19 protein-coding genes are annotated in these 24,500 nt (G+C 32.7%); 6 read left to right on the top strand and 13 right to left on the bottom strand.

Going from position 1 to position 24,500, the window contains the following annotated elements; all coding sequences use genetic code 11:
• Together SHI72_RS15085 and SHI72_RS15080 are read left to right on the top strand one after the other, a co-directional pair.
• A partial coding sequence (locus SHI72_RS15085) for a hypothetical protein (RefSeq protein WP_323490499.1) occupies positions 1-232 on the top strand: 232 nt, incomplete at its 5' end.
• Between the two features lie 17 nt (positions 233-249).
• The gene (locus SHI72_RS15080; protein ID WP_323490498.1) at positions 250-756 is read left to right on the top strand and encodes a hypothetical protein; all 507 of its coding nucleotides are present in this window, start codon (positions 250-252) and stop codon (positions 754-756) included.
• 673 nt (positions 757-1,429) lie between these two features.
• Here the strand turns inward: SHI72_RS15080 and SHI72_RS15075 are convergent.
• Positions 1,430-1,843, bottom strand: coding sequence for a hypothetical protein (locus SHI72_RS15075; protein WP_039112039.1), 414 nt, complete (start codon positions 1,841-1,843; stop codon positions 1,430-1,432).
• A 150-nt stretch (positions 1,844-1,993) separates the two neighbouring features.
• Between SHI72_RS15075 and SHI72_RS15070 the strand changes: the two genes are divergently transcribed.
• Positions 1,994-3,223 carry a multidrug effflux MFS transporter gene (locus tag SHI72_RS15070; RefSeq protein ID WP_323490497.1) on the top strand — a complete coding sequence of 410 codons (1,230 nt, stop codon included), beginning with the start codon at positions 1,994-1,996 and terminating at the stop codon, positions 3,221-3,223.
• A gap of 355 nt (positions 3,224-3,578) precedes the next feature.
• Here SHI72_RS15070 and SHI72_RS15065 read toward each other — a convergent pair whose 3' ends face one another.
• From SHI72_RS15065 to SHI72_RS15050, 4 genes are all read right to left on the bottom strand, one after another.
• Positions 3,579-4,844: an NAD(P)/FAD-dependent oxidoreductase gene (locus SHI72_RS15065; protein WP_039112041.1), complete on the bottom strand. Its 1,266-nt coding sequence runs from the start codon at positions 4,842-4,844 to the stop codon at positions 3,579-3,581.
• Positions 4,845-4,932: 88 nt separating this feature from the next.
• Positions 4,933-6,267: a DEAD/DEAH box helicase gene (locus SHI72_RS15060; RefSeq protein WP_039112042.1), complete on the bottom strand. Its 1,335-nt coding sequence runs from the start codon at positions 6,265-6,267 to the stop codon at positions 4,933-4,935.
• Positions 6,268-6,652: 385 nt separating this feature from the next.
• A complete protein-coding gene (locus tag SHI72_RS15055; protein ID WP_039112043.1) occupies positions 6,653-8,191 on the bottom strand; it encodes a DEAD/DEAH box helicase in 1,539 nt (512 codons plus the stop codon).
• A gap of 108 nt (positions 8,192-8,299) precedes the next feature.
• Positions 8,300-8,833: a DUF6155 family protein gene (locus tag SHI72_RS15050; RefSeq protein WP_039120498.1), complete on the bottom strand. Its 534-nt coding sequence runs from the start codon at positions 8,831-8,833 to the stop codon at positions 8,300-8,302.
• 104 nt (positions 8,834-8,937) lie between these two features.
• Here SHI72_RS15050 and SHI72_RS15045 point away from each other — a divergent pair, with 104 nt between their 5' ends.
• Together SHI72_RS15045 and SHI72_RS15040 are read left to right on the top strand one after the other, a co-directional pair.
• Positions 8,938-9,222, top strand: coding sequence for a DUF3817 domain-containing protein (locus SHI72_RS15045; RefSeq protein WP_039112045.1), 285 nt, complete (start codon positions 8,938-8,940; stop codon positions 9,220-9,222).
• Positions 9,215-10,471, top strand: coding sequence for a mechanosensitive ion channel family protein (locus tag SHI72_RS15040; RefSeq protein ID WP_039112046.1), 1,257 nt, complete (start codon positions 9,215-9,217; stop codon positions 10,469-10,471). The genes SHI72_RS15045 and SHI72_RS15040 overlap by 8 nt, the downstream gene beginning before the upstream one ends.
• A 275-nt stretch (positions 10,472-10,746) precedes the next feature.
• Here SHI72_RS15040 and SHI72_RS15035 read toward each other — a convergent pair whose 3' ends face one another.
• The gene (locus tag SHI72_RS15035) at positions 10,747-11,130 is read right to left on the bottom strand and encodes an acyl-CoA thioesterase (RefSeq protein ID WP_039117357.1); all 384 of its coding nucleotides are present in this window, start codon (positions 11,128-11,130) and stop codon (positions 10,747-10,749) included.
• 70 nt (positions 11,131-11,200) lie between these two features.
• On the opposite strand from SHI72_RS15035, the gene SHI72_RS15030 reads away from it, so the two are divergent.
• On the top strand, positions 11,201-11,602 hold the full coding sequence (locus tag SHI72_RS15030) for a glyoxalase (protein WP_323490496.1): 402 nt from the start codon (positions 11,201-11,203) through the stop codon (positions 11,600-11,602).
• Between the two features lie 236 nt (positions 11,603-11,838).
• Here the strand turns inward: SHI72_RS15030 and SHI72_RS15025 are convergent, their stop codons facing one another.
• From SHI72_RS15025 to SHI72_RS14995, 7 genes are all read right to left on the bottom strand, one after another.
• On the bottom strand, positions 11,839-13,572 hold the full coding sequence (locus tag SHI72_RS15025) for a DUF885 domain-containing protein (protein ID WP_323490495.1): 1,734 nt from the start codon (positions 13,570-13,572) through the stop codon (positions 11,839-11,841).
• A 201-nt stretch (positions 13,573-13,773) separates the two neighbouring features.
• Positions 13,774-15,048 (bottom strand): histidine-type phosphatase, encoded by a 1,275-nt coding sequence (locus tag SHI72_RS15020; RefSeq protein WP_323490494.1) that lies wholly within the window; start codon positions 15,046-15,048, stop codon positions 13,774-13,776.
• Between the two features lie 431 nt (positions 15,049-15,479).
• Positions 15,480-16,661 (bottom strand): MFS transporter, encoded by a 1,182-nt coding sequence (locus tag SHI72_RS15015; RefSeq protein ID WP_323490493.1) that lies wholly within the window; start codon positions 16,659-16,661, stop codon positions 15,480-15,482.
• 96 nt (positions 16,662-16,757) lie between these two features.
• Positions 16,758-17,252 (bottom strand): hypothetical protein, encoded by a 495-nt coding sequence (locus SHI72_RS15010; protein ID WP_323490492.1) that lies wholly within the window; start codon positions 17,250-17,252, stop codon positions 16,758-16,760.
• A gap of 210 nt (positions 17,253-17,462) precedes the next feature.
• The gene (locus tag SHI72_RS15005; protein ID WP_323490491.1) at positions 17,463-18,689 is read right to left on the bottom strand and encodes a gliding motility-associated C-terminal domain-containing protein; all 1,227 of its coding nucleotides are present in this window, start codon (positions 18,687-18,689) and stop codon (positions 17,463-17,465) included.
• Positions 18,690-18,815: 126 nt separating this feature from the next.
• Positions 18,816-21,218 (bottom strand): hypothetical protein, encoded by a 2,403-nt coding sequence (locus SHI72_RS15000; RefSeq protein WP_323490490.1) that lies wholly within the window; start codon positions 21,216-21,218, stop codon positions 18,816-18,818.
• Positions 21,219-21,323: 105 nt separating this feature from the next.
• Positions 21,324-24,500: hypothetical protein (locus tag SHI72_RS14995; RefSeq protein WP_323490489.1), on the bottom strand; the 3,177-nt coding region annotated here is incomplete at its 5' end.

Below are 24,500 nucleotides of genomic sequence, written 5' to 3'. Positions count from 1 at the left end.
ATTAGGTGGAACAATAGATTTGTATAATATAAGTGCTTGGTCAGAGGATGAAAAAGGAGCAATTTCGATACTCAAAAAGCATACAGGTACATTCCCAATTTTAGAAGAGTTGTATTATAAAACGGCTACAAAATCTAAAAATCTTAGGAATGATATTCTTAAATATCTTTCGAGCTCGCAATACAATGACTTGGCAAAATTTTATAAATCAAAGGGCTATAATTGGCTTTAAACTAATAAAAACAGATTATGTATACATTATACTATTTAAACAAAAACTTGCAAATGGGTACTTTAAAAGTAGCTTCTTTGGATGCGCCTGTGCTTATTCCTGAGAATCTAATTTTTAGTAATATCCGTAGAGGGATTAATTTCATTAAAGAACCTAATAAATGTGTCGATTTTACAGACTTGGAGCGCTTAATTATCTCAAGCGAGTTTTTTGATTCAAGCCTAGTAAATGAAGCCGATTTTAGAAGAGCAAACACCTATTTAACTCCTTTGTGTCCAATAGAATTACCTTTAATTTTGGATGTTGTATATACTGATAGAGCGTTATGGTCATATCCTTACCCAGTGGTAGTATTAAGAAGCAATACCGTTGATGGTGTTTTTGTACCAATTAACGGTACGGAGGGGGCTTCTACTTTCACAAATATGGCTATGATTGAAGTAAATGAAACTTACTTTCTTAGGCTTAAAGATGCGGAAATTGGTTTAGTATCTAATATTCTTCAGCACTATATGCCAACCTAAAAATTTTAATAATTAATTTAAATAAATATGTATATTTGTCTAAACTTCAAGGAGAGGCAAAAGTAGTGGAATACTTCTCTCGGCGAAATAATCAGATATTATGTATATTCCAGAAACTATTTATACCAATAGTATGCTCATTAATTTGGGTGTACTATTTTTTTTTATCTCTTACCCCCTACTTCAATTCTTTTTTTTATCTCTAACTCCTAACTAATGGAAGATTTTAAAAAGAAAAATGATTACTCAGTAACAGTATATCATAATCAGGAGAAAAGACTCTTTACAGAATACGTGCACAACATTTACGCTTACGGTCAATGGCTTCAAAAACAGGCTATACAATGGGATTACCTCCTAGTTTACGTTAGGCGTACAAGACAAATCCTTTGTTACTATAGAATTGGGGATTTTTTAGACTCCTACCCCACTTTCCAGAGTAGGGGCAGAGTAAAAAACAACTGGTAATATTATAAACAAAAAAAGAGCCTCAAACGCTAGTGGAATAGCTCGGCTCTCATTGAAATAATCAATGCAAAGATAATAAAATTCTTCAATATCATACTGTAAGGCATAATATAAATTATAGGTCGTTTATATACTAGTAGAATAGGCGCAAATAAAAAACCATCTTATTGCTAAGATGGTTTGCTTATGCTTAATACAAATGAATTTAATATTTCTTTGAGTAAACAGATTTCCCGTTTAAGAAAACTTCAAATCGACCGTTATCATCATAATAAGCTGTTTTATAAACGTCTCCTTTAAATATCGAAATGTCACCATGGACTCTTCCGTCAGCTTTTGTTGTGTAATCAAATATAATTTTTTTATTATAAGGACCTATGCCTAAGCTATAATCTGTAAATGGCGTTCCTTTTAAATCAAATTCTTGCTTAGAATCTATAATTTTATCATCTGAGTAAAAATTGGTAATTTGTTTTGTAAGCGGAATATCCGGATAAAATTTGTTGACTTTTTGAAGAAATTCATACTGTTCAACGCTTACAGGCTCAATTTTGGAAACCACTTTTTGAGAAAAAGAAACTGTAGTAACTAATAGTAATAATAAGGCACATCTTTTCATAATTGATAATTTTAAATTAATAATTATAGCCCTTTACAAAGCTAACTATGTTAAAAAAATAGTTTTTTCACTAAAAATTTCTTTAATGAATTAACAAGGTACGAAATATTTATCTTTGCAGTCAAATAAAAAATATATTTTTAAAATACAATGACTACAAAAAAATACATTCAACTTATACTTATTTTAGGTTCTTTAACTGCTCTGGGACCATTTTCTATTGATATGTATTTACCTGGTTTCTCTGATATTGCCAAAGACTTAAATACCTCTGTAGCAAAAGTTTCGATGAGTTTATCTAGTTATTTTATAGGAATTTCGGCTGGACAATTACTTTATGGGCCTTTATTGGATAGATTTGGACGAAAAAAGCCTTTATTTATCGGATTGTTGGTTTATATTTTGGCTTCTTTGGGATGTATTTTCGTTACAGATATTGACACTTTTATTGGTTTACGTTTTTTGCAAGCCGTTGGTAGTTGTGCTGCAACTGTTGCTTCTGTAGCAATGGTTCGAGATCTTTTTCCTGTAAAAGATATTCCTAAAGTATTTTCTATGTTAATGCTTGTTGTGGGACTTTCTCCAATGCTTGCGCCAACTATTGGTGGTTACGTAACATCGTATTCTGGTTGGCATACAGTATTCTTTATATTAATGTGTATGGGAATTGTTATTTTATTGGCTTCGCAAATTGGTTTGCCAAATACTCATAAACCAGATACATCTATTTCATTAAAACCAAAACCAATTATTGCAAACTTCCTTAAGGTTGTAAAAGAGCCTCAGTTCTTTACTTATGCTTTTACTGGCGCAGTATCTTTTTCTGGATTATTTACTTATGTAGCGTCCTCTCCTATCGTTTTTATGGATATTTTTAAGGTTGACGCTAAAATGTATGGTTGGATTTTTGCCTTTATGTCGTTGAGTTTCATTGGTGCGAGCCAACTTAATTCTTTATTGTTAAGAAAGTTTTCTAGCGAACAAATGATATTTGGAGCATTAATTACTCAATCTTTAATAAGCATTGTATTCTTGATTTTGGCAATGAACAATCTTCTTGGTTTGTACGAAACAATTGGTATGTTGTTTATTTATCTGGCTTGTCTAGGAATTTCTAATCCTAATACAGCTGGTCTTACAATGGCTCCTTTTGCCAGAAATGCAGGAAGTGCATCGGCATTAATGGGTGCAATTCAGCTTGGTTTGGGTGCAATTGCATCATTTGCAGTTGGTATATTTGTTGTAAATTCAATTATTCCGATGGTTGCGATTATGACTACAACTACAATTACTGCATTTATAATTTTAAATATAGGGAAACGTTTTATAAAAGAAAAAATTGCTGCTTCTAATGATGAAGAAACAGCAATGATTCATTAATGAAATAAATATAGTTTGTATGAGGAACGCGGATTAAACGGATTCGCTATCGCGAAAACACAGATCAAAAACGGATTTTTAAAAACATTAAGATGTCGCTCCGCTGGAGCTTTAACTAGATAGACGTACAAATTGACTATAAACATTACGCTCGGCTGGAGCTTTTAATGAAAAAATAAAACTTAGATTATTTACTCTGTCTTAACTCTTTGTTAAAGGAATGCGAAATACGGATTTACGAAAATAAAAACACGGATTAAAAGATAAAAAATCTGTTTAATCCGTGTTTTCGCGATAGCGAATTCATTTAATCCGCGTTCCTTTATCAAGTAAATCTGTGTGCGGAAAATCCCTTCTAGTTTATTGCTTTTTTATCTGGTCTGATAATCATACGCAATGATTGGTCTTTTGCAAAATAAGCAATCATCCAGTTATAGAATGTACTAAGACGATTACGATATGTTATAAGTGAAACTAAGTGTATAAATAACCAAATTGCCCAAGCTAAGAATCCGTTAAAATGCCATTTTGGTTTTGGTAAATCTACAACTGCTTTATTTTTACCTATAATTGCCATCGAACCTTTATCTACATATATAAAAGGTTTTAATGGTTTGTTTTGAGCAATTGCTTTGAAGTTTTTGGCTAAGTTTATTCCTTGCTGTATCGCTACTTGTGCTACTTGTGGATGTCCGTTTGGAAATGCAGGATCAGTATCCATGATTGATGTGTCACCGATAGCATAAATATTCTCAACTCCTTTTACTTTATTATACGCATCGGTTGCCATACGTTTACCGCGTCCGTAACTTTCCACAGGAATACCATCGAAAGCTTTGGCTGAAACTCCAGCTGCCCAAATTAGGTTTTTGGTATGAATGGTTTCTCCGTTAGAAAAATATACAATATCATCTACATAATCGGTAACTCGATTGTTTAGTTTTACCACAACTCCTAATTCTGTAAGTGCTTTAAGGGTGTCTTGTTGTGAAGCTTTGCTCATTGGTGCCAATAGCGCATCTCCTCCATCGACTAAGTAAACATTACTTGCTGTGGTATCTAGTTCTGGATATTCTTTTAATAAGATGTTTTTACGCATTTCGGCAAACATTCCCGAAACTTCTACTCCTGTTGGTCCGCCTCCGGCTACAACAATCGTTAATAATTTACGGCGTTTACGAATGTCCTTGGTAATAGCTGCTTTCTCAAGATTTTTAAGCAATGTATTACGCATTACGATGGCATCATTTAGTGTTTTCATCGGAATGGCGTTTTTCATTACGTTTTCCAATCCAAAATAACTGGTTTCGGCACCAGTTGCAAATACTAAATAATCGTATGCTAATTCTCCGTTATTAAGAATTACTTTATTTTCAGCAGGAACGACTTCTTGTAATTCTCCTAATCTAAAGTTAAGGTTCTTTTTACCTGCAAAAAATTTTCTAAATGGGTAGCTAATACTTGATGGTTCTAAAAAAGCTGTAGCTACCTGATAAATAAGCGGCGGAAAAAAATTATAATTGTTTTTGTCTACAAGTGTGACTTGGATTTGATTGTGATTGACTAGCTCTTTTGCAAGATTGATTCCTGCAAAACCGCCACCTATAATAACTATTTTCATATATTGTTATTTTATAAGTAAGATTGTTTTTAAAAAAATTACCTTATAAAAGTACAACATTAATGTGCAATGACAATTGTCAGTTTTGTTACTTTTTGAATTTTTTAACAGGTTTTTCGACTATCTCAGTTTTGTTTTGCAACAAATAATTGGCAAGTAACTTTTCTATCAATTCGTCTTTGGTTAAATGATGAAAAACTGTTTTTACTTTGGTTTTTAAATCTGTAGAAACGTCGTGATTAGGCTTTGTTTTAAAGATTTGTTTTGCCCACAATAAGGTATTGTTTTCTTCCAGACTTGCTACAGATGGTTTCTTGAACTCGGTGAATTTAATTCCTAGTTCTTTTTCAAAATCTGCTATTTCTTTTACTTCTTCTGGTTGTAAAACAGTAAGCGAAAGCCCTTTTGCCCCTGCCCTAGCGGTTCTACCGCTACGGTGCACATAAGCTTCGTAAGCATCTGGTAAATGGTAATTTACAACATAAGAAATTTCTTTAACATCTATTCCTCTAGCTGCCAAATCTGTAGCTACTAATATATTGATGTGTCCTTCACGGAATTGTTCCATGATTCTATCACGGATTCCTTGCGATAAACTTCCGTGTAAAGCTCCTGAAGAAAAACGGTTAATGGCTAAGTTTTTTGCCAATTTATTTACGGCTGCTTTTGTTTTACAAAAGATGATTCCGCGTTCTCCATCTCTGGAGTTTAAGAAATGCATTAAAACTTCTAGTTTCTCGATAGGGTCAACTACAATATATTCATGATCAATTCCTTGGTTTCCTACCGTTTCCATATCTGCACTTACCTGAATTACATTTTTAGATAAGTAATTCTGGATTAGTTGCTTAATTGTTCCTGGTAATGTTGCCGAGAATAATAATGTTGTATGTTTTTTTGGTAATTCGGCTACGATTTCGTCAAGACTTTCTTTTAGGATAGAAACCATTTCGTCGGCTTCGTCTAAAATAAGGTATTGTGTCTCTTTTAGGTTAACCGCTTTACGCTGAATTAAATCGATTAAACGTCCTGGTGTTGCAACTACTATATGTGTAGGTTGCGTAAGGCGCTCTATTTGTGGTTTTATTGGGATTCCTCCGCAAGTTGCTGCAATAGAAACTTGTGGTAGGTGTTTTGAAAAATCTTCTAAATTTTTAAATATCTGATGTCCTAATTCTCTTGTTGGAACTAAAATTACAGCTTGAACCGTAGGAAGTTCAGGATTGATTAACTGCAATAATGGTAATCCAAAAGCAGCAGTTTTTCCTGTTCCTGTTTTAGCTAAACCTACTACATCACTGTTATTTGCTAAAATAAGCGGAATTGTTTTCTGCTGTATTTCAGTTGGTGTAACTATGTTTAATTCGGTTAACGCTTTTAATATCGGTGCTGAAATTCCTAAATCTGAAAATTGTTTTGACATTGTTTTAATTTATTTAAAAATTGAAAAATTTAAAGATTTAAAGATTTCTGATTGTATTTTTTTGAACCATTAAGGGATTAAGGAAAATTAAGCTTAATCTCTTAAATAGTTTATTTTTCTTAGCTACAAATTGTACAAATAAGGCTAATTTTTATTATTTTACCATTAAGAGATTAAGAAAAGTTAAGTTTAATCTCTTGATGGTTCAATTTTTTTATTTTATTATAACTACGGAACTCCTAGCCCTGATGGTAACGGTATCCTTTTATTTTTTTCTTTATAAAAATAAAAGATATAGTGTACAGCAGGAAATAGCTCCTTACTCTTCTCCCGAAGTCTCGGGACGCTCAGAGTGACAAACTTTCGTCTTTCAGACTCAATTGTATCAATCTGGTTCGTTCATTATTTTTTCGCGGTATTTTTTACCAGTTAATAATACTAATCTTAATTTATAATCGTCTATAAGCCACTCGCGGTAATTCTTACTACACTGACTTAAACATTTTGAATAGCGTTTGATTCGGCAATCGATATCGTCTTCTAATTCTTTTCCTAATGCTTTTGCTTCTTGTAATGTTTCGGTATTATCTACACACATTGCTGCGTGTTGCTCTAATGATTTATCTAAAACTACTTTTGAACGTAAATTTTGTGCTATGGCGATTTTGTGTTCTTCATCGACATCAAAAGTTACATCGGCAGTTTTGCTAAATTTTGCACGCAATTCTGGAGGCATGCTGTATTTAAAGTATAATTCGATTTCGGTATCGTCACGTAGATTCTCTAAATAGAATTCTGGTGATTTAAAGATATGTTGCCAGTTTACCGGCTCGCTCCATAAACCAAAACGTGCTGCATTGTTTCCTAAATCGATTACTGTAAATTCGTCTTTATTAGGTAATTTTCTTGAACCACGACCAATCATTTGGTAATATAATGTCAATGATTTTGTAGCTCTGTTTAATATAATAGTTTCTACTGTAGGCTCATCAAAACCTGTAGTTAAGATACCTACTGATGTTAAAATAGCATCTGGAGTTTTCTTAAACCATTGCAAAATATCTTTTCGCTCTTCGTTACTACTCGTATTATCCAGATGGCGTATATCGTATCCTGCTTCTCTAAATGTTTCATACACATATAATGATGTATGAATACCATTGTTGAAAATTAGGGTTTTCTTACCAAGTGATCTCTCTGTATATGCATGCAATAATTTTTCTTGCATGATTGTATTTGTATATAAATCATCTGAAGATTTTACGGTGTAATCTCCATTGATACCTACTTTTAATGATGTTAAACCTACATCATAACTATAAGTGGTTGCTTTTGCCAAAAAGCCTTTTTCGATTAATGAACCTATTGTGTCTCCTACAATTAGTTCATCGTAACTTTCGTGCATTGGCAATTTAATATTCGAACTTAACGGCGTTGCTGTTACTCCTAATATAAATGCATTTTTAAACGAGCTTAATAGTTTACGGAATGAGTTGTAATGCGCCTCATCGATAATTACTAAACCAATATTATCTAAATGTAGTTTTTCGTCATTAATACGGTTTTTTAATGTTTCGACCATCGCCACAAAACAAGAATATTCGTTTTGATCTAATAGCTCTTTTACTTTACTATTGATTATCTTATTTTTAACACCAAAACCTTTCAACATTTTTGAAGTTTGCTTGCAAAGTTCAATTCTGTGTGTTAAAACTACTACTTTTTTATCGTGTTGTGACAAATAACGGCGTACGATTTCGGAAAAAACTACTGTTTTTCCTCCACCTGTAGGCAATTGATACAACAAATGATGTTGCGCTGAACCGTTGTCTAGACGATCAAAAATGGCGTCGATATCGCCTTTTTGGTATGCATATAGTTCTTTTTTTTCTTCTCTTTCTATTTCTAAAGTGTTTTGAGACATTGTATTTTATTGGTTTTTGCAAAAATACACCTAAAAAACAGTTATTCTGCCTTTTTTATCTTAAAATAAAAGGAAAAGTTTCGCTATTATTTAATTATGAATTTGGTTCTAAAAGGACATTTTATCCAAAATTACTTCAAAATCAGGCTCGTTTTTCCATTTTTGGGTAATAGTTTCCTGATGAATTTGATTGATTCTGGATTTAAATTCGGCTAAAATTCCGTTTGAAATTATAAAATTCACGGCTTGTTCGAATGAATTAAACATGCTTTTGTAAAAAAGTTCTTGCTTTATTGCGTTTTCTGAAGAGTATGTTTGAGCAATTTCGATGTTATAAAGCATAACATCGGCGATTACAAAGGGGTCTACTCCTAAAAGTATAAAGTGTTTGATGTATTTTTGAGCTACGGAGCGACGCATTTTTGGTTTTACCCGACGGCGTGTTGCTTTTGCTTTTACGGGAAAATATTCGTGCGAAATTTTTAATTTACATTCCTGCAAAAGGGTTTCTTCTTTAGGATTAAAAACAAAATTGTAATACACTTTTACTGGGCTAAATTTCTCGTATAATTCGATTATTTGCTCTTCGAGTTGTTCTTTGGTAAGATCGTTTAAATATTTTTTTAAATCGCGTTTACTCATTATCACTGTTTAAGATTGTAAAAGTAAATTACTTTAGCTTTCGATACCCTAAAAATCAAGCAGAATCATTAATTTTACCGTTAATAATTTAAAAAAATAATTAAATGCTCAAGATTTTTAAGATTACAGCGATTTTAGAAGGAATTTCATATTTGGTTTTATTCTCTAACATGCTTTTTATTAAGCCTACAAATTTCCCATTATATAAAACATTATTGTTTCCTATAGGAATGAGTCATGGTTTGTTATTTGTTGCTTATATTTTATTGGCAATTTTATTAAAAAGTGCTCAAAAATGGGATTTTAAAACATTTATGTTGATTTTGGTTGCTTCTGTAATACCGTTTGGAACTTTTTATGTTGAGTATAAATACTTAAAAAATGCCTAATTTTTTGGAGAAAATATTTAACTTCTTATACCCTCTTTTTAGAGACTGGGGCATGAGCCGCAATATTGCGTCTTATCTCAGCCTTACTATTAATATTGCTTTATTAATAATCATGGCTTATGCCGTGTATTATGTAGCAAAATTTGTTTTGGTTACGCTAACTGCAATTTTTGCTCAAAAGACAAAAACTAAGTTTGATGATTTTTTAATCAATAATAAAACAACTAAATATACGGCTTACTTAATTCCGTTTTTCTTTATTTATAAAGCTGTTCCGATAATCTTGGATAAATATGAATATTGGGAATTGATTTTCGGAAAAATAGTAGGTGTTTATATTGTACTATTATTGTTGTGGATTATCCGTACTGTATTTAATTCGCTTAAAGATTATTTAAAACAAAAACCAGAATACAGCGACAAACCTATTGATAGTTTTATTCAGGTTGTCATGATGGTGCTCTGGATTTTTGGGGTAGCAATTATTATCTCTAAATTATTTGGAATCAAGCAAGGCGAATTGCTAACTATTTTAGGAACGCTTTCGGCAATTATTATCTTGATTTTTAGAGACACTATTCTGGGGTTTGTTTCTAGCGTACAGGTTGCGATAAACGACATGGTACGTATTGGTGACTGGATTACGATGGAGAAATTTGGTGCCGATGGTGATGTTATCGAGATTAATCTTACTACGGTAAAGGTTCGAAATTTTGACAATACTATCACTACCATTCCTACTTATGCTTTGAGTTCGGATTCATTCCAGAACTGGCGCGGAATGCAAAAATCGAATGGACGTCGTATCAAAAGACATATTTTGATTAAAACCAGCACAATTCGTTTTTTAAATGATGAAGATTTGGCTTTGATGAAGAAAATCCAACTTATTACTCCTTATATTGAATCTCGACAGGCTGAAATAGAAAAGTTTAATGCGTTGCATGGCATAGATAAGTCGTTGGCTTTAAACGGTCGCAATATGACTAATCTTGGTTTGTTCAGAAAATATATTATCCAGTATATGCTGAATCATCCTGGATTAAATAAAGAGATGCATATGATGTGTCGTCAGTTACAATCGACTGCGCATGGTGTTCCCTTAGAAATTTATACTTTCTCGAGTGATAAACGTTGGGCCAATTATGAATATATAATGGCTGATATCTTTGATCACGTTATGGCTTCGATAGTATATTTTGATCTTGAGATTTTTGAGTTGCCTTCTCAAATTGGGCATTTAGATTAAATACTCAAAATACAATTCTTAAACCATATAAGTTATATAAGGAAATATAAGCCTTGCTTACATGAACTTACATAACTTATGTGGTTATTTTTTTATAATTTAAAATCTACAAAAGTTTCATTTAACACATAGAAACATAGATTTTATGTGTAAAAAAGAGAACGAAAAAGAAATACATTTCTTTCACATAGCTAGCTTTGTGTGTTTTAAACATTAAGAAAAATATAAGCCTTGCTTAGATGAACTTACATAACTTATAGGGTTAATATTTAAGTCTACAAACGGTCTTTTACGTATTCTATCTTCGTTTTTCCGTGTGCTTTTGGTTTGCCATCTTCTCCAAGATTTACCATTGTAATATTATCGATTGTAATAATCGTTTCTCTGGTCATCATGTTTCGCACAATACATCTTAATACTAACGAAGTGTTTCCGAACTTAACTACATCTATCCCAATTTCGACAATATCTCCTTGTCTGGCTGAGCTTTTAAAATTAATCTCGGACATGTGTTTGGTCACTACTCTGTAGTTTTCTAACTGAATAATTGTATATAAAGCCAACTCTTCGTCTATCCATGCCAGTAATTGTCCTCCAAATAAAGTTCCGTTTGGATTTAGGTCTTCGGGTTTAACCCATTTTCGAGTATGAAATCTCATAATTGTTAATTTATTAGTAACAAAAATAACATTTTAGTATCATTATTTTTTTTAATTTTAAAAGAAAAACATGAGCCAGCGAGATACTTTTTTACAAGAATTCCGAGGACCAACTTTAGGCACTGTAAATGCTCAATCTTCTGCAGATGAATTATTTCAAAACGAAGTACTTCGGCCAATTTTACAACTTCAAAATGATTTATTGGTGGCTGTTTTTATAAATTATGTGAATAAAAACAAAACTGATTTTTATTCTTATACCGTAGAAAAGAAACTATCGGTAATTGAAAACTCTATTCAGAAAGACATTAAGTTTAGAAATTCACTAAAAGGAATGGTCATCGCTCTTTTTACATTAGATGAATATCAGACTTATATATTAAACTCATCTAGTCTGAACAAAAGAATGATGAATCTGGTAATAGAAAGACTTAAAAACCAAGTTCAGTTATTTGAGTTGGAATCGAATTAGAAATATCTATAATGGAACGCGATCCCGAAGCGTCGGGACAGATTCGCTAAGGCGAAAACACGGATAAAACGGATTTTCTTTTAATACTTTAAAAAAATCTGTTTTTATCAGCGTTTTTACTTTTGTAAATCCGTTTTATCTGCGTACTTCTTTTTCACACATACTAAAGGAAAAATATCATTAGAGTAATTAATACAAAAAAGCCTTTAGAATTTTATCTAAAGGCTTTTCATTTATTACTTTTTGCTTGTCATTAGCTCTTTTATGTATTTTACTGGAGCACTACCATAGCTTAGAAATTTTTCATGAAACTCTTTTAAGTTAAACTTCGTTCCTTGTTCTTTCTTTAATGCTTCTCTAAAATCATAAATCTCTGTATATCCTGTAAAATAAGAACATAACTGAACTTGAGATAATGTTACGCGCTTCCATTTTCCATCGGCTTCTGCTTGTTGTTGGAAAGCTTCTTTGGTAAGTAAAGCTATTGCAGCTTCTTTACTCATATCTTTAGTATGTACACTATAATCTAATATTGTATTACAAGTTGTTCTTAGATTCCATTTGTAATACATCAACCACATTTCATCTGAGTTTTTGTACCCGCTTTCAAGCATCATTCTTTCGGTATAAACTGCCCAACCTTCGACCATTGCTCCATTTCCTAAAATAGATTTTATGATGCTTGGTGATTGATTGCTGTAAACTAATTGTGTGTAGTGTCCCGGAATTGCTTCGTGAATGTTAAGAATCTGCAAGATATAATCATTGTATTCTCTTAAATAACTTTCGGCGTTTTCGGGTGTCCAACCTGCCATGCTACCAACATTGTAATACGTATTTGCATTTTTATCGTAAGGTCCAGGCGCAGATATCGAAGCTCCTGCAACTCCAGCCATATAAGCAGGTTCTTTTCTTACTACAAGCGGTTTTGATGGATCTATATAAAGTAAATCTTTTGCCTTAACGTAAGCAACAAGTTCAGGGATTTGCTTTTCTATTTCTGATTGAAATTTCTCTGGAGTTGTATGCTGTAATGAAATCTTATCGATTACTTGCTTAATTAATTCCAGTTTATCTGTTGGTTTTACTGCTGTTCCGTTATATTTTGGCCACAGTTTATTAGCTAGAACAAACATTTTATCATGTAGATCATTTTTATGGTTTACTGCAATTTTAAAAATTTCATCGGCAGTATATCCTGACTCAATATCAAAATTAAATTTCTTAGCATATAACTCAGATCCTAATCTAAAAGAACGAGGGGTTTTATTATCTAGTTTTTTCAACCAATTAGCATAATCTGTAATTGCTTTTACTGATGCATCTGCTTTAGTAGTAATCGCTTTTTTCTCTTCAGGAGATAATTTACTTTTGCTCAAAGCGGCAACTAAATCTTCTTTAAAAACCGAAGTTCCTCCTAGGTTTTGATCTATTGCAAGTGATGTATGTTCTTGAGTTGGGTTTTTAATATTCAATTTTGCTGCTTCATAATAAGCAGGAATTGCATTCATCTTCAAATTAAAATTATGCAATCTTACATCTAATGAATCGTATTTTCCGTTTAATATTTCTGCGAAAGCACCACAAACATTATACTCAGATGGATCCCATTGTCCAGATTTAAGCTCGTTTATGCTAAAAAGTGTTCCTTCTAGCTGATTTTTAATCATATAAAAATCAGTTTTGTTATTATCTGAAAGGCTTTCTAAAGAATATTGTTTTAATGAATCTAATTGAGAATTAGTAAAATCCAATTGTTTCTTTTGATTTTCGGCATTTGGTATAACCAAAACGCTATCTAATTTGTGATATCCTTGGCTTGCAGCCCAATCAGGATTCAGTTTCCATAAGTCGGTAATAAAACCATCCTTATATTTCTCAAATTTTTCGTTTGTAGCTTTATCATCACCTGTTTTATTACAGGAAACGAGTAAAGTAACAATAACAATAGGAATAAAAAGTTTTTTCATATTTATAATGTATTAAACCGATAAAGATAAAAAATGATCTTTATGCTGGGCAATTTTGCGATCTTTTTTAATTAACAGCAATATTAAATTCTTTGCGAAAGGAACGCGGATGATACGGATTTACAAAAGTAAAAACGCGGATTAAAAACGGATTTTTTAAAATATGATAGATAGAAAATCCGTTTTAATTGATGCATTGTTTTAACTAGAAAGCAAACTTTTATAATAATCTTCCACATCTTTCCAGTGATAATATGGTGCTTTATCTGTTTGTATAGTTGGAACAAGTATTTCTTTTTCGTGCAGAAGGAATTTCACAAGAATATCATCAGATTTTGATTTTCTGAAAAATACAATTTGTATGTTACCAGCCATAGGTGCTACTTTAAAGTTGCTCCAAGCTTCATAAAATTTATCAGGATCAGAGATACTATTATAACTTCCGTCTAAATGAAGTAACATCGCCAACGGAATTATATTACCATCATGAGCAAAACGTAGAGTTGCTCCTTTTCCTTTAGAAGCAATTATTTTATTGGCACTTTCCAGAATATTTTTTAAAGTAGGCTTTTGGTTTTCAAACATGATTCCGTTATTAAGGGCTGAGTTTGCATCGTTTACATATAAGCGATAGTTGCCACTTTGCCATAGGTCAAACAATTCCTGTTTTTCGAATAAATCATAAAATGATAGTTTTGTTTCGGTATTTTGCATCCCTCCTGCTATGGCAAATAACTTTTTCATGAGGTCGTCAGGATTCACTTTTTTAATGATATAATCAGTATCAGAAAATAGGGAATTTACCAAACGATCTGGGTTTGTATGTTTGGCTTCAAATTTTAGGAATTCTTCTTTCCATGTATCTTTAGCAGATCTAAAAGCAATTGCTTCTTTTGTATGATAGTTTAAATACTGTTGCCATTTTATACCCGCATTTCGAGAAATTTGCAGGCTTGGATTAAGTTCTTTAATACGTTCGCTAAAAGCATCCATACTTAGAACAACACGCACAACTGTTGTAGCGCTGGCTTCGACTTGAGCATCTTTTGCAAAAACTTTTGGATAATGCGCATACATACGTTCTGCGATTCCTCTTTGCTCCCTTTGTCCTAAAGGCGAAAGGTCGCCACCTCTAAATTCTACTTCTGTCCAAAGTTCCTGCAATCGTTTTAAGGCGTCTTTACCTAAAGGGGATAACGCTCCATTTTTATTTGCATCTTCAAATAGGTTGATTACATCTTTATAATCATTATCACTTATTAAATAACGGGAACCATGTCGCCCAAAATGACTGATATAAAATGCCTCATACCCTTTTGGTACTGGTGTATAAGCTACAATATCCTTATCTGGATAAGCATAATGTACACCAGCAGTTTTTTCGGGAGTATCAAATAATTCTTGTTGGGTGGTTTGGGCTAAAATAACAGACAAATTAGCTAGCGTAAATAATAATGATAAACGGATTTTTTTCATTTTGGTTTAGTTTTTTGCGAAGTAAATATATTGTAAATACTAGAAAATAATTGCGGTTATTTAGCTCATTAAATTATCATTAACAACCCGTTGGGGAATGTCACTAAGTTAAGGGAAAATGATAAAAAGATTTAAGATTTTTGACTAACGTCCCGAAGCGTCGGGATTGATTTCAGATGTGTGAAACTGCGTAAAATATAAAATCTATTGACTTAACGACATTGCGGGACGAGAGAAAATCTGCGTTTATCTGTGTTTTCGCTTTAGCGAATCAGTGTCATCCGCGTTCCCTTATAGACAATCTTTGTCGAGAATACAAATTAGTGGTTTGATAAAATTGTGGTGCATGAAAATACACTTCGATAAAATCGAAGCAGCGAGAAATGATAAAGTAAACGGTATTGTAAGTACTATTTGACGTTATGAAAAAGTTAGACTTTTTCAGCTTTTCGCAATCGCATCCAAACATATCCAAGCGCAAGGAAAACCATTGATGCACTGGCGTACATAAGCATTGGAATGTTTGCAATTACATCCTGATACATCCATCCGGCGATAAGTGCGCCAAGACCAATTCCTGCTTCAAGGGCAATGTACATAGTTGCCATGGCTTTACCTCTATGATCTGCAAAACTCATATCGACAGTCCAGGCATTTAGTGCAGGCGAAACAATTCCTGTGGCAATTCCGTAAATTGCTGCTCCTACTAGAAGTCCGCCAATTGAGGTTGAAAATCCAACAATAATTAGTGATATTATTAAAAAGAAAAGTCCGATTCCTATTAAATGTAAACGCCCATATTTATCGGATGCTTTTCCTGCTCCAAAACGAATCATTACTGATGTAATTGTAAAAACCATAAAGAATAGGCCTTTGTTGGTTATTCCTAAATGCTGACTCCAATCGGGGATTAATGTAAGTATGACTCCATATGCCATATAAGAAAGGAATGTTACTATGGCTGCAGGTAAAACTTCGACAGCAATAATATCTTTTCTGGAAATCTTTAGGATATGCAAGCTAAAACGCTGTTTGTATTTCAATGTTTCTTTCATATTCATTAAAATGACTATGGACAAAAGAGCAAAAACGGAAGATGCATAAAAAAGCATGTTCATGGATGAATATATCTTAATTGTACTCCCAATGGCTGGCCCTAAAGCCATCCCAATAGAAAAACAAAGACCATGTAAGCCCAACGCTTCGCCCCAACGTTCTCTCGGAACAATATCGGCAACATAAGCTGCTGTTGCTGTAGGTTTAAATCCTGTAGAAAATCCGTGTATTAGTCGCAAGAATAAAAAACCTGAAACCGTTCCTAAAATTGGATAGAGAATTCCGCAAACAAAGCATACAATTGATCCAACTGCCATAACAGGAACTCTTCCTAATGTATCGGTTAACCGACCACTGAATGGTCTTGAAATTCCGGCTGTTAAAGTAAAAAGCGCAACAATTAATCCTTTATATTCTGCTCCACCCATATTACTTAAATATTCTGGAAGTTCAGGAATTAGCATATTAAAACTAGCAGAAAAGAGTAAGGAACTTAAACATACTAATCCAAACTGAAGATTATAGATTGGATGAACGGCTTTTACAGGGGAATTCATGAGGTATTTTTAGAAATGCAAAGATAGGCAAAACTCTAACCTCAAACTAACGGATAGTTGAAGAAGTTGCTATGTAAAAACAGTTTAAATTATAAGCTATTCATAAGTCTCATAATTGATATACAAAACACAATTAGGCAGTATTTTTTTCATTGTAATAACATGTTCCAGAAGGTATTCTTTATCAATGTTTTCGGAAGAAACATACAATTCTTTTAATTTTTGAAGGTTAAATAATCCTGGTAAATCTTCTAAATGAATTTCTGTTTTTAAGATATCTAAGTATTCTAAATCGACTAATTTATTAAGATATGGTATAGATTTATTTGTGATCTTTTCATGCTCTCTTAAAGTAAGCTCCCGTAAGTTTTTAATGTTACTAATATGCCTTACTCCTTCATCGGTTATGAGATTAAATTTAAAATAAAGCCGATGAATAGATGGAATTCTAGATATCATTGTAAACAAAAAGTCATCATCGAGTTCGGTATCAATAGCTTTATAACCATCTATTTCTGATGGTATAGCAGCAAGATTTCCAATATCAAAGTTGCTTCTCCAGAAGTGTTTTTCCTTTCCTTTTAAATGCATGACTAAATTGATTTATGGGTTATTAATGTGAAATTATCGACTATTAGGTTGATTAATAGTTTAGTAAAATTAATAATAAAAGATTCATTATTAATAATTAATAAAATAATAAGTTTTGTTTAAACTCTTCTTTATACAAAAAAATCCCCCTATAACAGGGGGATAAATACTTTGTAAGTTTGATTTATTATAATGCAATATTTAATTGTATTAATTATTACTTATGTATAAGTAACCTGTTTTATTTTTGTAACCTCCATTAGACATTTTGAATTTTAAAACATAAAAGTAGGTTCCTGTAGGTAATCCTTCTCCTTTATTTACTGTAACTCTGCCTTCTGATATTCCTCTGAACCAGTTTTCGTTAAAACCGTATTGTACCGTTTCGAATACTTTTATTCCATATCGATTGTATATTTCTAAGGAGTTATCCGAGAATTTCTCTAATCCTGTGATATTAAAGTAATCATTATGTCCGTCCCCGTTTGGAGATAGAGCATTATAAATAACGATATCATCTACTGTTGGTACTTTGACTCTGGCAAGAGTATAAACTCCTGACTTATCTATTGCTGCCGTAACTGTTTGATTTTGTAAATTGACTGCCGATGTGTAGAATTTCCATTTTGATTCGGAATCATCCCAACTTGCAATTGCAAGAGATGTATCTGGATCTTCGTTCAATATCTCACTAGGAGTTGTATTTGTATTCCAACTTAATGTTAGCGCTACATCTACTGTTGATTGATTGCTTTCGAACTCCCAATACTCTTGAGAATCGATTGCTGTAATCAATTCATCTTTTTTTAGATGAGGATATAATCCATTTGAATTTTTGAACAGGTATTTACTAACAAACTGATTTTTTGTCGAATTGGTTTGATTTATTGCCGATGGTCTAAAAAAACCTCCATCTCCAATAGGAAATTCAAATTCATTGCTTCCGTTACGATGTACATAACCATCTACATAGCTATCATCGTTTGTATTATTGTGAGTCGCATCATATTCAAAAGTAAAATTTCCTCCCAAAGTTGTATTGGATACTATCCCTTTATAAAAATCGGATATTCCATAAACACTAATTGCTCCTGACAATAAGAATGCAGGTTGAATCATTCTGTTCTCAAACCGTACATTATTAAATTCGCTTAACTCCTTACCAGAAATAGTTTGTGCCACGTCTGAACCTTTAAAATAGGTTAAGCCTGAAGTCATTTTTGGACTAAATGTTACTAGTCCATCATTATTATAATTAGAATAAACAATAAATTGTCCATCATTAATAAAATCTCCAGTAGACTTGTTATCAAAATCTGATACTGTAGCAAATTCTGTCCCCGATAGAATCGATATTTCTCCTGTATTTACTGTTTGTGCGCTAAGTTTACCAATAAACAATATTGATAGAATCGCTTTTATATAAATTTTGGTCATCTCTTATTATTTAAAATATTACCTCAAAAAAGCAACTAATTGTTTTCTTAATTAAAAACGTTGCCTTATAGAAAAACACCTCAATTATTATATTGATAAAAGAGGTGTTTTATATTTATTCTTGATTTAAGGAATAATATAACTCGGAATATTATTTTCCTGTGCGTATTGAATTGCCCATGCTATTGTATTTGCATACATCATACTATTATAAACAGTAACACCTCCAGGATTATAAGTTTTTGTTTGTGGAAGACCAGTTGATGATACACTTGCTGGCCAGATATCTCTCGCTGTATTTGATGAGTTTCCAGCAGCCCATCCACCATCACCTACATACATATACCCTAATGTATTATGTCTGAAAGAAAATGCTCTGCTTGCATTTCCGTCTTGAGTTGCTAATGTTATTACATTAGCTGGCAAGCCAGTTACATAGTAAGAGTTATTTACGTCACTTCCAGCTTTAAGACCTTTAATGTCACCAAATGGACCTTCTAAAACTGGATCTGAAACACTTAAAATAGGATTTGCGAAAGTAGAACCTGTACCACTAACAGAAACTGATGAACTACAAATAGTATTAATTAAGTTAGCAGTACTACCTGCATCATTTTCTTGAGAATGGATTAATACTCCTTTTTTATTTTTAACAAAATCATTTAAAATTGCGATTGCACTAGCATTTGGTGTATAGTTATATCCTATCACTATAATATCAATCTTATTATTATTGATAGAGTTTCTTAATGCATTCCCATCAGGACTTCCTCCATTGTAAATTGCTAATCTTTCTATCTGTACTTTACCGCTAGGTCCAAAATTACTTGAATTAAGCAATATTGACCTGGCAGCTTCTCCCGTCCCCGCTGTTCCTGGTTGGTATATACCTTGTCCTAATCCTAGAATATTCATAGTACGGAAAACAAATGTTCTATTTACATTACAAGCAGTACTTCCATTGGTACTATTTGCTGTAACTGCATAGGTAAATGATCCACCCGATGTTGGTGTACCAGTTGCTGTCATTATTACATTCTGTGCTCCTGTTGATGTAAACGTACCAGTTGCCGAGAAACTAATTCCGTTTACTACATTTGTTGTTATTGTATAAGCTCCAACATAACTTACGTTTACTGGAACAGTCATTGTATTTGTCCCTACCATTGCTACTCCTGGTGCATAAGTACCGCTAGTGGTAATTCCTGAACAATTTGTAGTATAAGCTACTGGTTGACCTGCAATTATAATATCAAGTGAACATGAACCTAATGCTCCTGGAGCTCCAGATACTGTAAATGTTGTTGTTCCTCCTGATACTGGTTTTCCTGTACCTTTAAGTATTACAGTTTGTTGTCCTAACTTAGATAGGTTTATTAATCCTGATGTAAATGAAATTCCATTAGCACTAGTAGTCGTAATCGTCGTTTGACCTGTTGCTTTAACATCAATTGGTAATGATATTGTATTGGCGGCAACTAATGCTATATCTTGCATATAAGTTCCGTTTTGTGTTGCAGCTGCACAATCTATTGTATAAGATACAGTTTCGACAATAACTGGAATACCACTACAAGAAGCTCCTGCTACTGTTGTTGCATTCGATGAAAGATTAAAATTATTTGTACCTGATACAATTGGAGTTCCTGTTCCTAACAATTCTATAGTTTGGTTACCAAGAGTTGTAAATGTACCTGTTGCACTAAAAGCATATCCGTTTACAGTATTAGTTTTCATACTCCAAAAACCAGTGTTTGTAGCATTTACGGTTACCGTTAATTTATTTGAAGCTGTAAGTGGAACACCTATAAAGTATGCTCCTTCTGGATTTATGCTTGCACAAGATATTACAAAATCAACGTTAGCATTTTCTACAAAAATATGAGGTTTACATGTAATGTCTTTTCCATTTAATGCAATAGCTACTTCATCTCCAGGATTTCCGGCATCATAACCACTATTTGGTGTACCAACACCTGGTAATGTCAATGTATAAGTACCTGCGCCAGGAAAAGCTCCGTTTGTGCTAAAATAATACCCATTGGCCGTTATAGCCGAAACGGTATAGGTGCCTGGTTGCGTTACCGTTACAGGAATTGTTAAGAAATTTGCTAAGGTTAATGACTCTCCCTGCTTATAAATTCCATTAGCTTTTATTAAATTGCATTGTGCCGCTGAAACATCAAATACTGCAGGTGGTGGCGTACCACAAATACTTAACCATACTGTCTGTGCTTTGCTCCAATAATCAAAACATCCTGTCGTTGTATTAAATACCAACAGCCCATCGGTTAAATTTGCTGCCGATATTGCATCACGCTGTTGCGTTGTTATTCTAGAGGTTAGCATTCCTTTATTGGTACTCTCTAATTCAAATAGAGCACCTGGCACCGCTTTTTCTGCTCCTGAACTTACTGTTCCATCTTTTATTTTTGTGCTTTCGACCTGAGCAAAAAGGGAAAAGAAACTTAGTAAACTGAAAATCATTGCTAAAGCAATTTTTCGTATTTTATATATTCCTATTTTCATGATTTAATATTTAAACATTTGAATTTTAGTAGTCAAAGTGAAGGTATTTAAGACTAAGTCTTAAATACCTTGTTCACTTCTCTACTAACTTTAATTTACTCGTAATTAAAATTTATCTCCTATGAATTTTTCTAATTTCTCTAAACGTTGGTTCATTGAATCTGAAGCTTTTATTAATTCCTTAATCTTTTTATCTTTTGCTTCTATTTCTTTACTTTGAGTTTCATTAATCTTATTTTGTTCTATAATGTGTAGATAAATTTCTTCAGTTTTTTCTAATAATTGTATTGATAGTTCTGACATATTAAACGAATACCCTTCTTTAGTTTTTTCTAATTCATTAATTGGTGTAATACCTGGAAGGTGTTTGTACTTTTTAATATATTCTTCAATTTCTGCTAATTGTTTAAATTTATAATCAGCTTTAATTTCTGAGAATCCATGGAAATAATCTTCAAACACATAATCAGCATAAAAACTGTTTACAGTTGTAATTGAGCCATTTACTCTTAACATTTCATTAGGAGCATTAGATGGTTTTGTATATCCAATTCCTACCCATCCTTTCGTATAAATATTTTCTGTATTGGATGTAGCTCCTATATTAGTTTCTGCACTAAACCATGGCTCTTTTACAGCCGATGCCAAATCAAGTGACTTTAACTGTTTGTCTTCGTCTCTATAATCAAGAGTACCCGTTGCTGAGTTTACTTCTAGTGTTGTCAATGTTTCTGCATCTCCAACTAAATCGACTAGTTTAAATTCTGAAGAAATTCCTTTTTCATCTTTATAAACTAAGGAATGATCTGCTCCATCATAAACTAATGACGTTAAAGTTTCTGTACCTTTTACTAAAACCGATAAATCAATTGCATTTGCTTTATTTGTTTCATCTGTATAAGTTAAAGTATGTTTATCAACTACTTGTCCGTTCTCGTCCGTTTCTTGTGTAACATCATGAACTAAAGAGGTTATTGTTTCTTTATCTTTAATAACATTGGTTAACTCAGTAACAAACTTAGAATCGTTTACAATTGTTGATGCATTATTAATCACATCGGCAACAACATCTATAGTGGTAGGAGTTTTGTCCTCACTTGTATATAAATACGTTCCGTTATTGTTGTTTGCTAGGGTCGTTACAGTTTCTGCATCACCTACTAAATCAACTAACTGAATTACTGTTGGCACTCCGCTTTCACCGTTATAAGTCAACGTTTTATCTGTTGCATTATAAACTAAAGTGGTTTGCGTTTCTGCATCACCTACCAGATCAGTTAACTTGAATACTGTTGATAGATCTTTTTCATCTTTGTATGTTAATGTATGTGCTACATCATCATATGCTAAAGAGGTCAGTGTTTCTTCGTTCTTAATAACATTGGTTAACTCATTAACAAACTTAGGATCGTTTACTATTGTTGATGCATTATTAATTACATCGGCAACAACATCTATAGTTGTAGTAGTTTTGTCCTCACTTGTATATAAATACGTTCCGTTATTGTTATTTGCTAATGTTGTTACAGTTTCTGCATCACCTACTAAATCAACTAACTGAATTACTGTTGGTACTCCGCTTTCACCGTTATAAGTCAACGTTTTATCTGTTGCGTTATAAACTAAAGTGGTTTGCGTTTCGGCATTACCTACTAGATCAGTTAACTTGAACACTGTTGATAGATCTTTTTCATCTTTGTATGTTAATGTATGTGCTACATCATCATATGCTAAAGAAGTCAATGTTTCTTCGTTTTTAATAACATTGGTTAACTCAGTAACAAACTTAGAATCGTTTATAATTGTTGATGCATTATTAATTACATCGGCAACAACATCTATAGTTGTAGCGGTTTTGTCCTCACTTGTGTATAAATACGTTCCGTTATTGTTATTTGCTAACGTTGTTACAGTTTCTGCATCACCTACTAAATCAACTAATTGAATTACTGTTGGCACTCCGCTTTCTCCGTTATAAGTCAACGTTTTATCTGTTGCGTTATAAACTAAAGTGGTTTGCGTTTCGGCATTACCTACTAGATCAGTTAACTTGAACACTGTTGATAGATCTTTTTCATCTTTGTATGTTAATGTATGTGCTACATCATCATATGCTAAAGAAGTCAATGTTTCTTCGTTTTTAATAACATTGGTTAACTCAGTAACAAACTTAGAATCGTTTATAATTGTTGATGCATTATTAATTACATCGGCAACAACATCTATAGTTGTAGCGGTTTTGTCCTCACTTGTGTATAAATACGTTCCGTTATTGTTATTTGCTAACGTTGTTACAGTTTCTGCATCACCTACTAAATCAACTAATTGAATTACTGTTGGCACTCCGCTTTCTCCGTTATAAGTCAACGTTTTATCTGTTGCATTATAAACTAAAGTGGTTTGCGTTTCGGCATTACCTACTAGATCAGTTAACTTGAACACTGTTGATAGATCTTTTTCATCTTTGTATGTTAATGTATGTGCTACATCATCATATGCTAAAGAAGTCAATGTTTCTTCGTTTTTAATAACATTGGTTAACTCAGTAACAAACTTAGAATCGTTTATAATTGTTGATGCATTATTAATTACATCGGCAACAACATCTATAGTTGTAGCGGTTTTGTCCTCACTTGTATATAAATACGTTCCGTTATTGTTGTTTACTAAAGTGGTTACTATTTCTGGAGTTTTATCATTTAGAGGCATCCATTTAGTTTCATCTTTCGGATCTCTTATATAAACAATTCCAGTTTCGTAATCGATATACATTTGAATAACTCCATCTATACCTGGTGTTCCTTCAGCTCCTGGTACGCCTGATCCTCCTGCGATTCCGTCTTTACCATTATTTCCTGCTTTACCGTTTAATGGTACCCATTTTGTAGAATCTTCAGGATCTCTTACGTAAACAATTCCAGTAGATTTATCTATATACATTTGCACCGTAGCGTCTAATCCTGCTTCTCCAGGTAAACCTGTACCACCAGACATTCCATCTTTTCCTGTTACTGGAATCCATTTGTTAGGATCTTGTGGATCTCTTACATATACAATACCAGTTGTATAATCAATATACATTTGAACAGTTCCATCTAATCCAGCATCTCCTGGTAAACCTGAACCTCCATTGATTCCGTTTTTACCATCGATTCCGTTTTTACCGTTTAATGGTACCCATTTTGTAGAATCTTCAGGATCTCTTACGTAAACAATTCCAGTAGATTTATCTATATACATTTGCACCGTAGCGTCTAATCCTGCTTCTCCAGGTAAACCTGT

This window comes from Flavobacterium sp. PL02 (assembly GCF_035013205.1).
In the GTDB taxonomy this organism is placed as follows: Bacteria; Bacteroidota; Bacteroidia; order Flavobacteriales; family Flavobacteriaceae; genus Flavobacterium.
The sequence above is the reverse complement of the archived record's forward strand: the minus strand, read 5'-3'. Positions and strand labels throughout refer to the sequence as shown.

Bases quoted from the DNA above. Each gene is read 5' to 3' on its own strand.
- SHI72_RS15080 (WP_323490498.1), top strand. From the start codon at position 250: ATGTATACATTATACTATTTAAACAAAAACTTGCAAATGGGTACTTTA.
- SHI72_RS15075 (WP_039112039.1), bottom strand. From the start codon at position 1,843: ATGAAAAGATGTGCCTTATTATTACTATTAGTTACTACAGTTTCTTTT.
- SHI72_RS15070 (WP_323490497.1), top strand. From the start codon at position 1,994: ATGACTACAAAAAAATACATTCAACTTATACTTATTTTAGGTTCTTTA.
- SHI72_RS15065 (WP_039112041.1), bottom strand. From the start codon at position 4,844: ATGAAAATAGTTATTATAGGTGGCGGTTTTGCAGGAATCAATCTTGCA.
- SHI72_RS15060 (WP_039112042.1), bottom strand. From the start codon at position 6,267: ATGTCAAAACAATTTTCAGATTTAGGAATTTCAGCACCGATATTAAAA.
- SHI72_RS15055 (WP_039112043.1), bottom strand. From the start codon at position 8,191: ATGTCTCAAAACACTTTAGAAATAGAAAGAGAAGAAAAAAAAGAACTA.
- SHI72_RS15050 (WP_039120498.1), bottom strand. From the start codon at position 8,833: ATGAGTAAACGCGATTTAAAAAAATATTTAAACGATCTTACCAAAGAA.
- SHI72_RS15045 (WP_039112045.1), top strand. From the start codon at position 8,938: ATGCTCAAGATTTTTAAGATTACAGCGATTTTAGAAGGAATTTCATAT.
- SHI72_RS15040 (WP_039112046.1), top strand. From the start codon at position 9,215: ATGCCTAATTTTTTGGAGAAAATATTTAACTTCTTATACCCTCTTTTT.
- SHI72_RS15035 (WP_039117357.1), bottom strand. From the start codon at position 11,130: ATGAGATTTCATACTCGAAAATGGGTTAAACCCGAAGACCTAAATCCA.
- SHI72_RS15030 (WP_323490496.1), top strand. From the start codon at position 11,201: ATGAGCCAGCGAGATACTTTTTTACAAGAATTCCGAGGACCAACTTTA.
- SHI72_RS15025 (WP_323490495.1), bottom strand. From the start codon at position 13,572: ATGAAAAAACTTTTTATTCCTATTGTTATTGTTACTTTACTCGTTTCC.
- SHI72_RS15020 (WP_323490494.1), bottom strand. From the start codon at position 15,048: ATGAAAAAAATCCGTTTATCATTATTATTTACGCTAGCTAATTTGTCT.
- SHI72_RS15015 (WP_323490493.1), bottom strand. From the start codon at position 16,661: ATGAATTCCCCTGTAAAAGCCGTTCATCCAATCTATAATCTTCAGTTT.
- SHI72_RS15010 (WP_323490492.1), bottom strand. From the start codon at position 17,252: ATGCATTTAAAAGGAAAGGAAAAACACTTCTGGAGAAGCAACTTTGAT.
- SHI72_RS15005 (WP_323490491.1), bottom strand. From the start codon at position 18,689: ATGACCAAAATTTATATAAAAGCGATTCTATCAATATTGTTTATTGGT.
- SHI72_RS15000 (WP_323490490.1), bottom strand. From the start codon at position 21,218: ATGAAAATAGGAATATATAAAATACGAAAAATTGCTTTAGCAATGATT.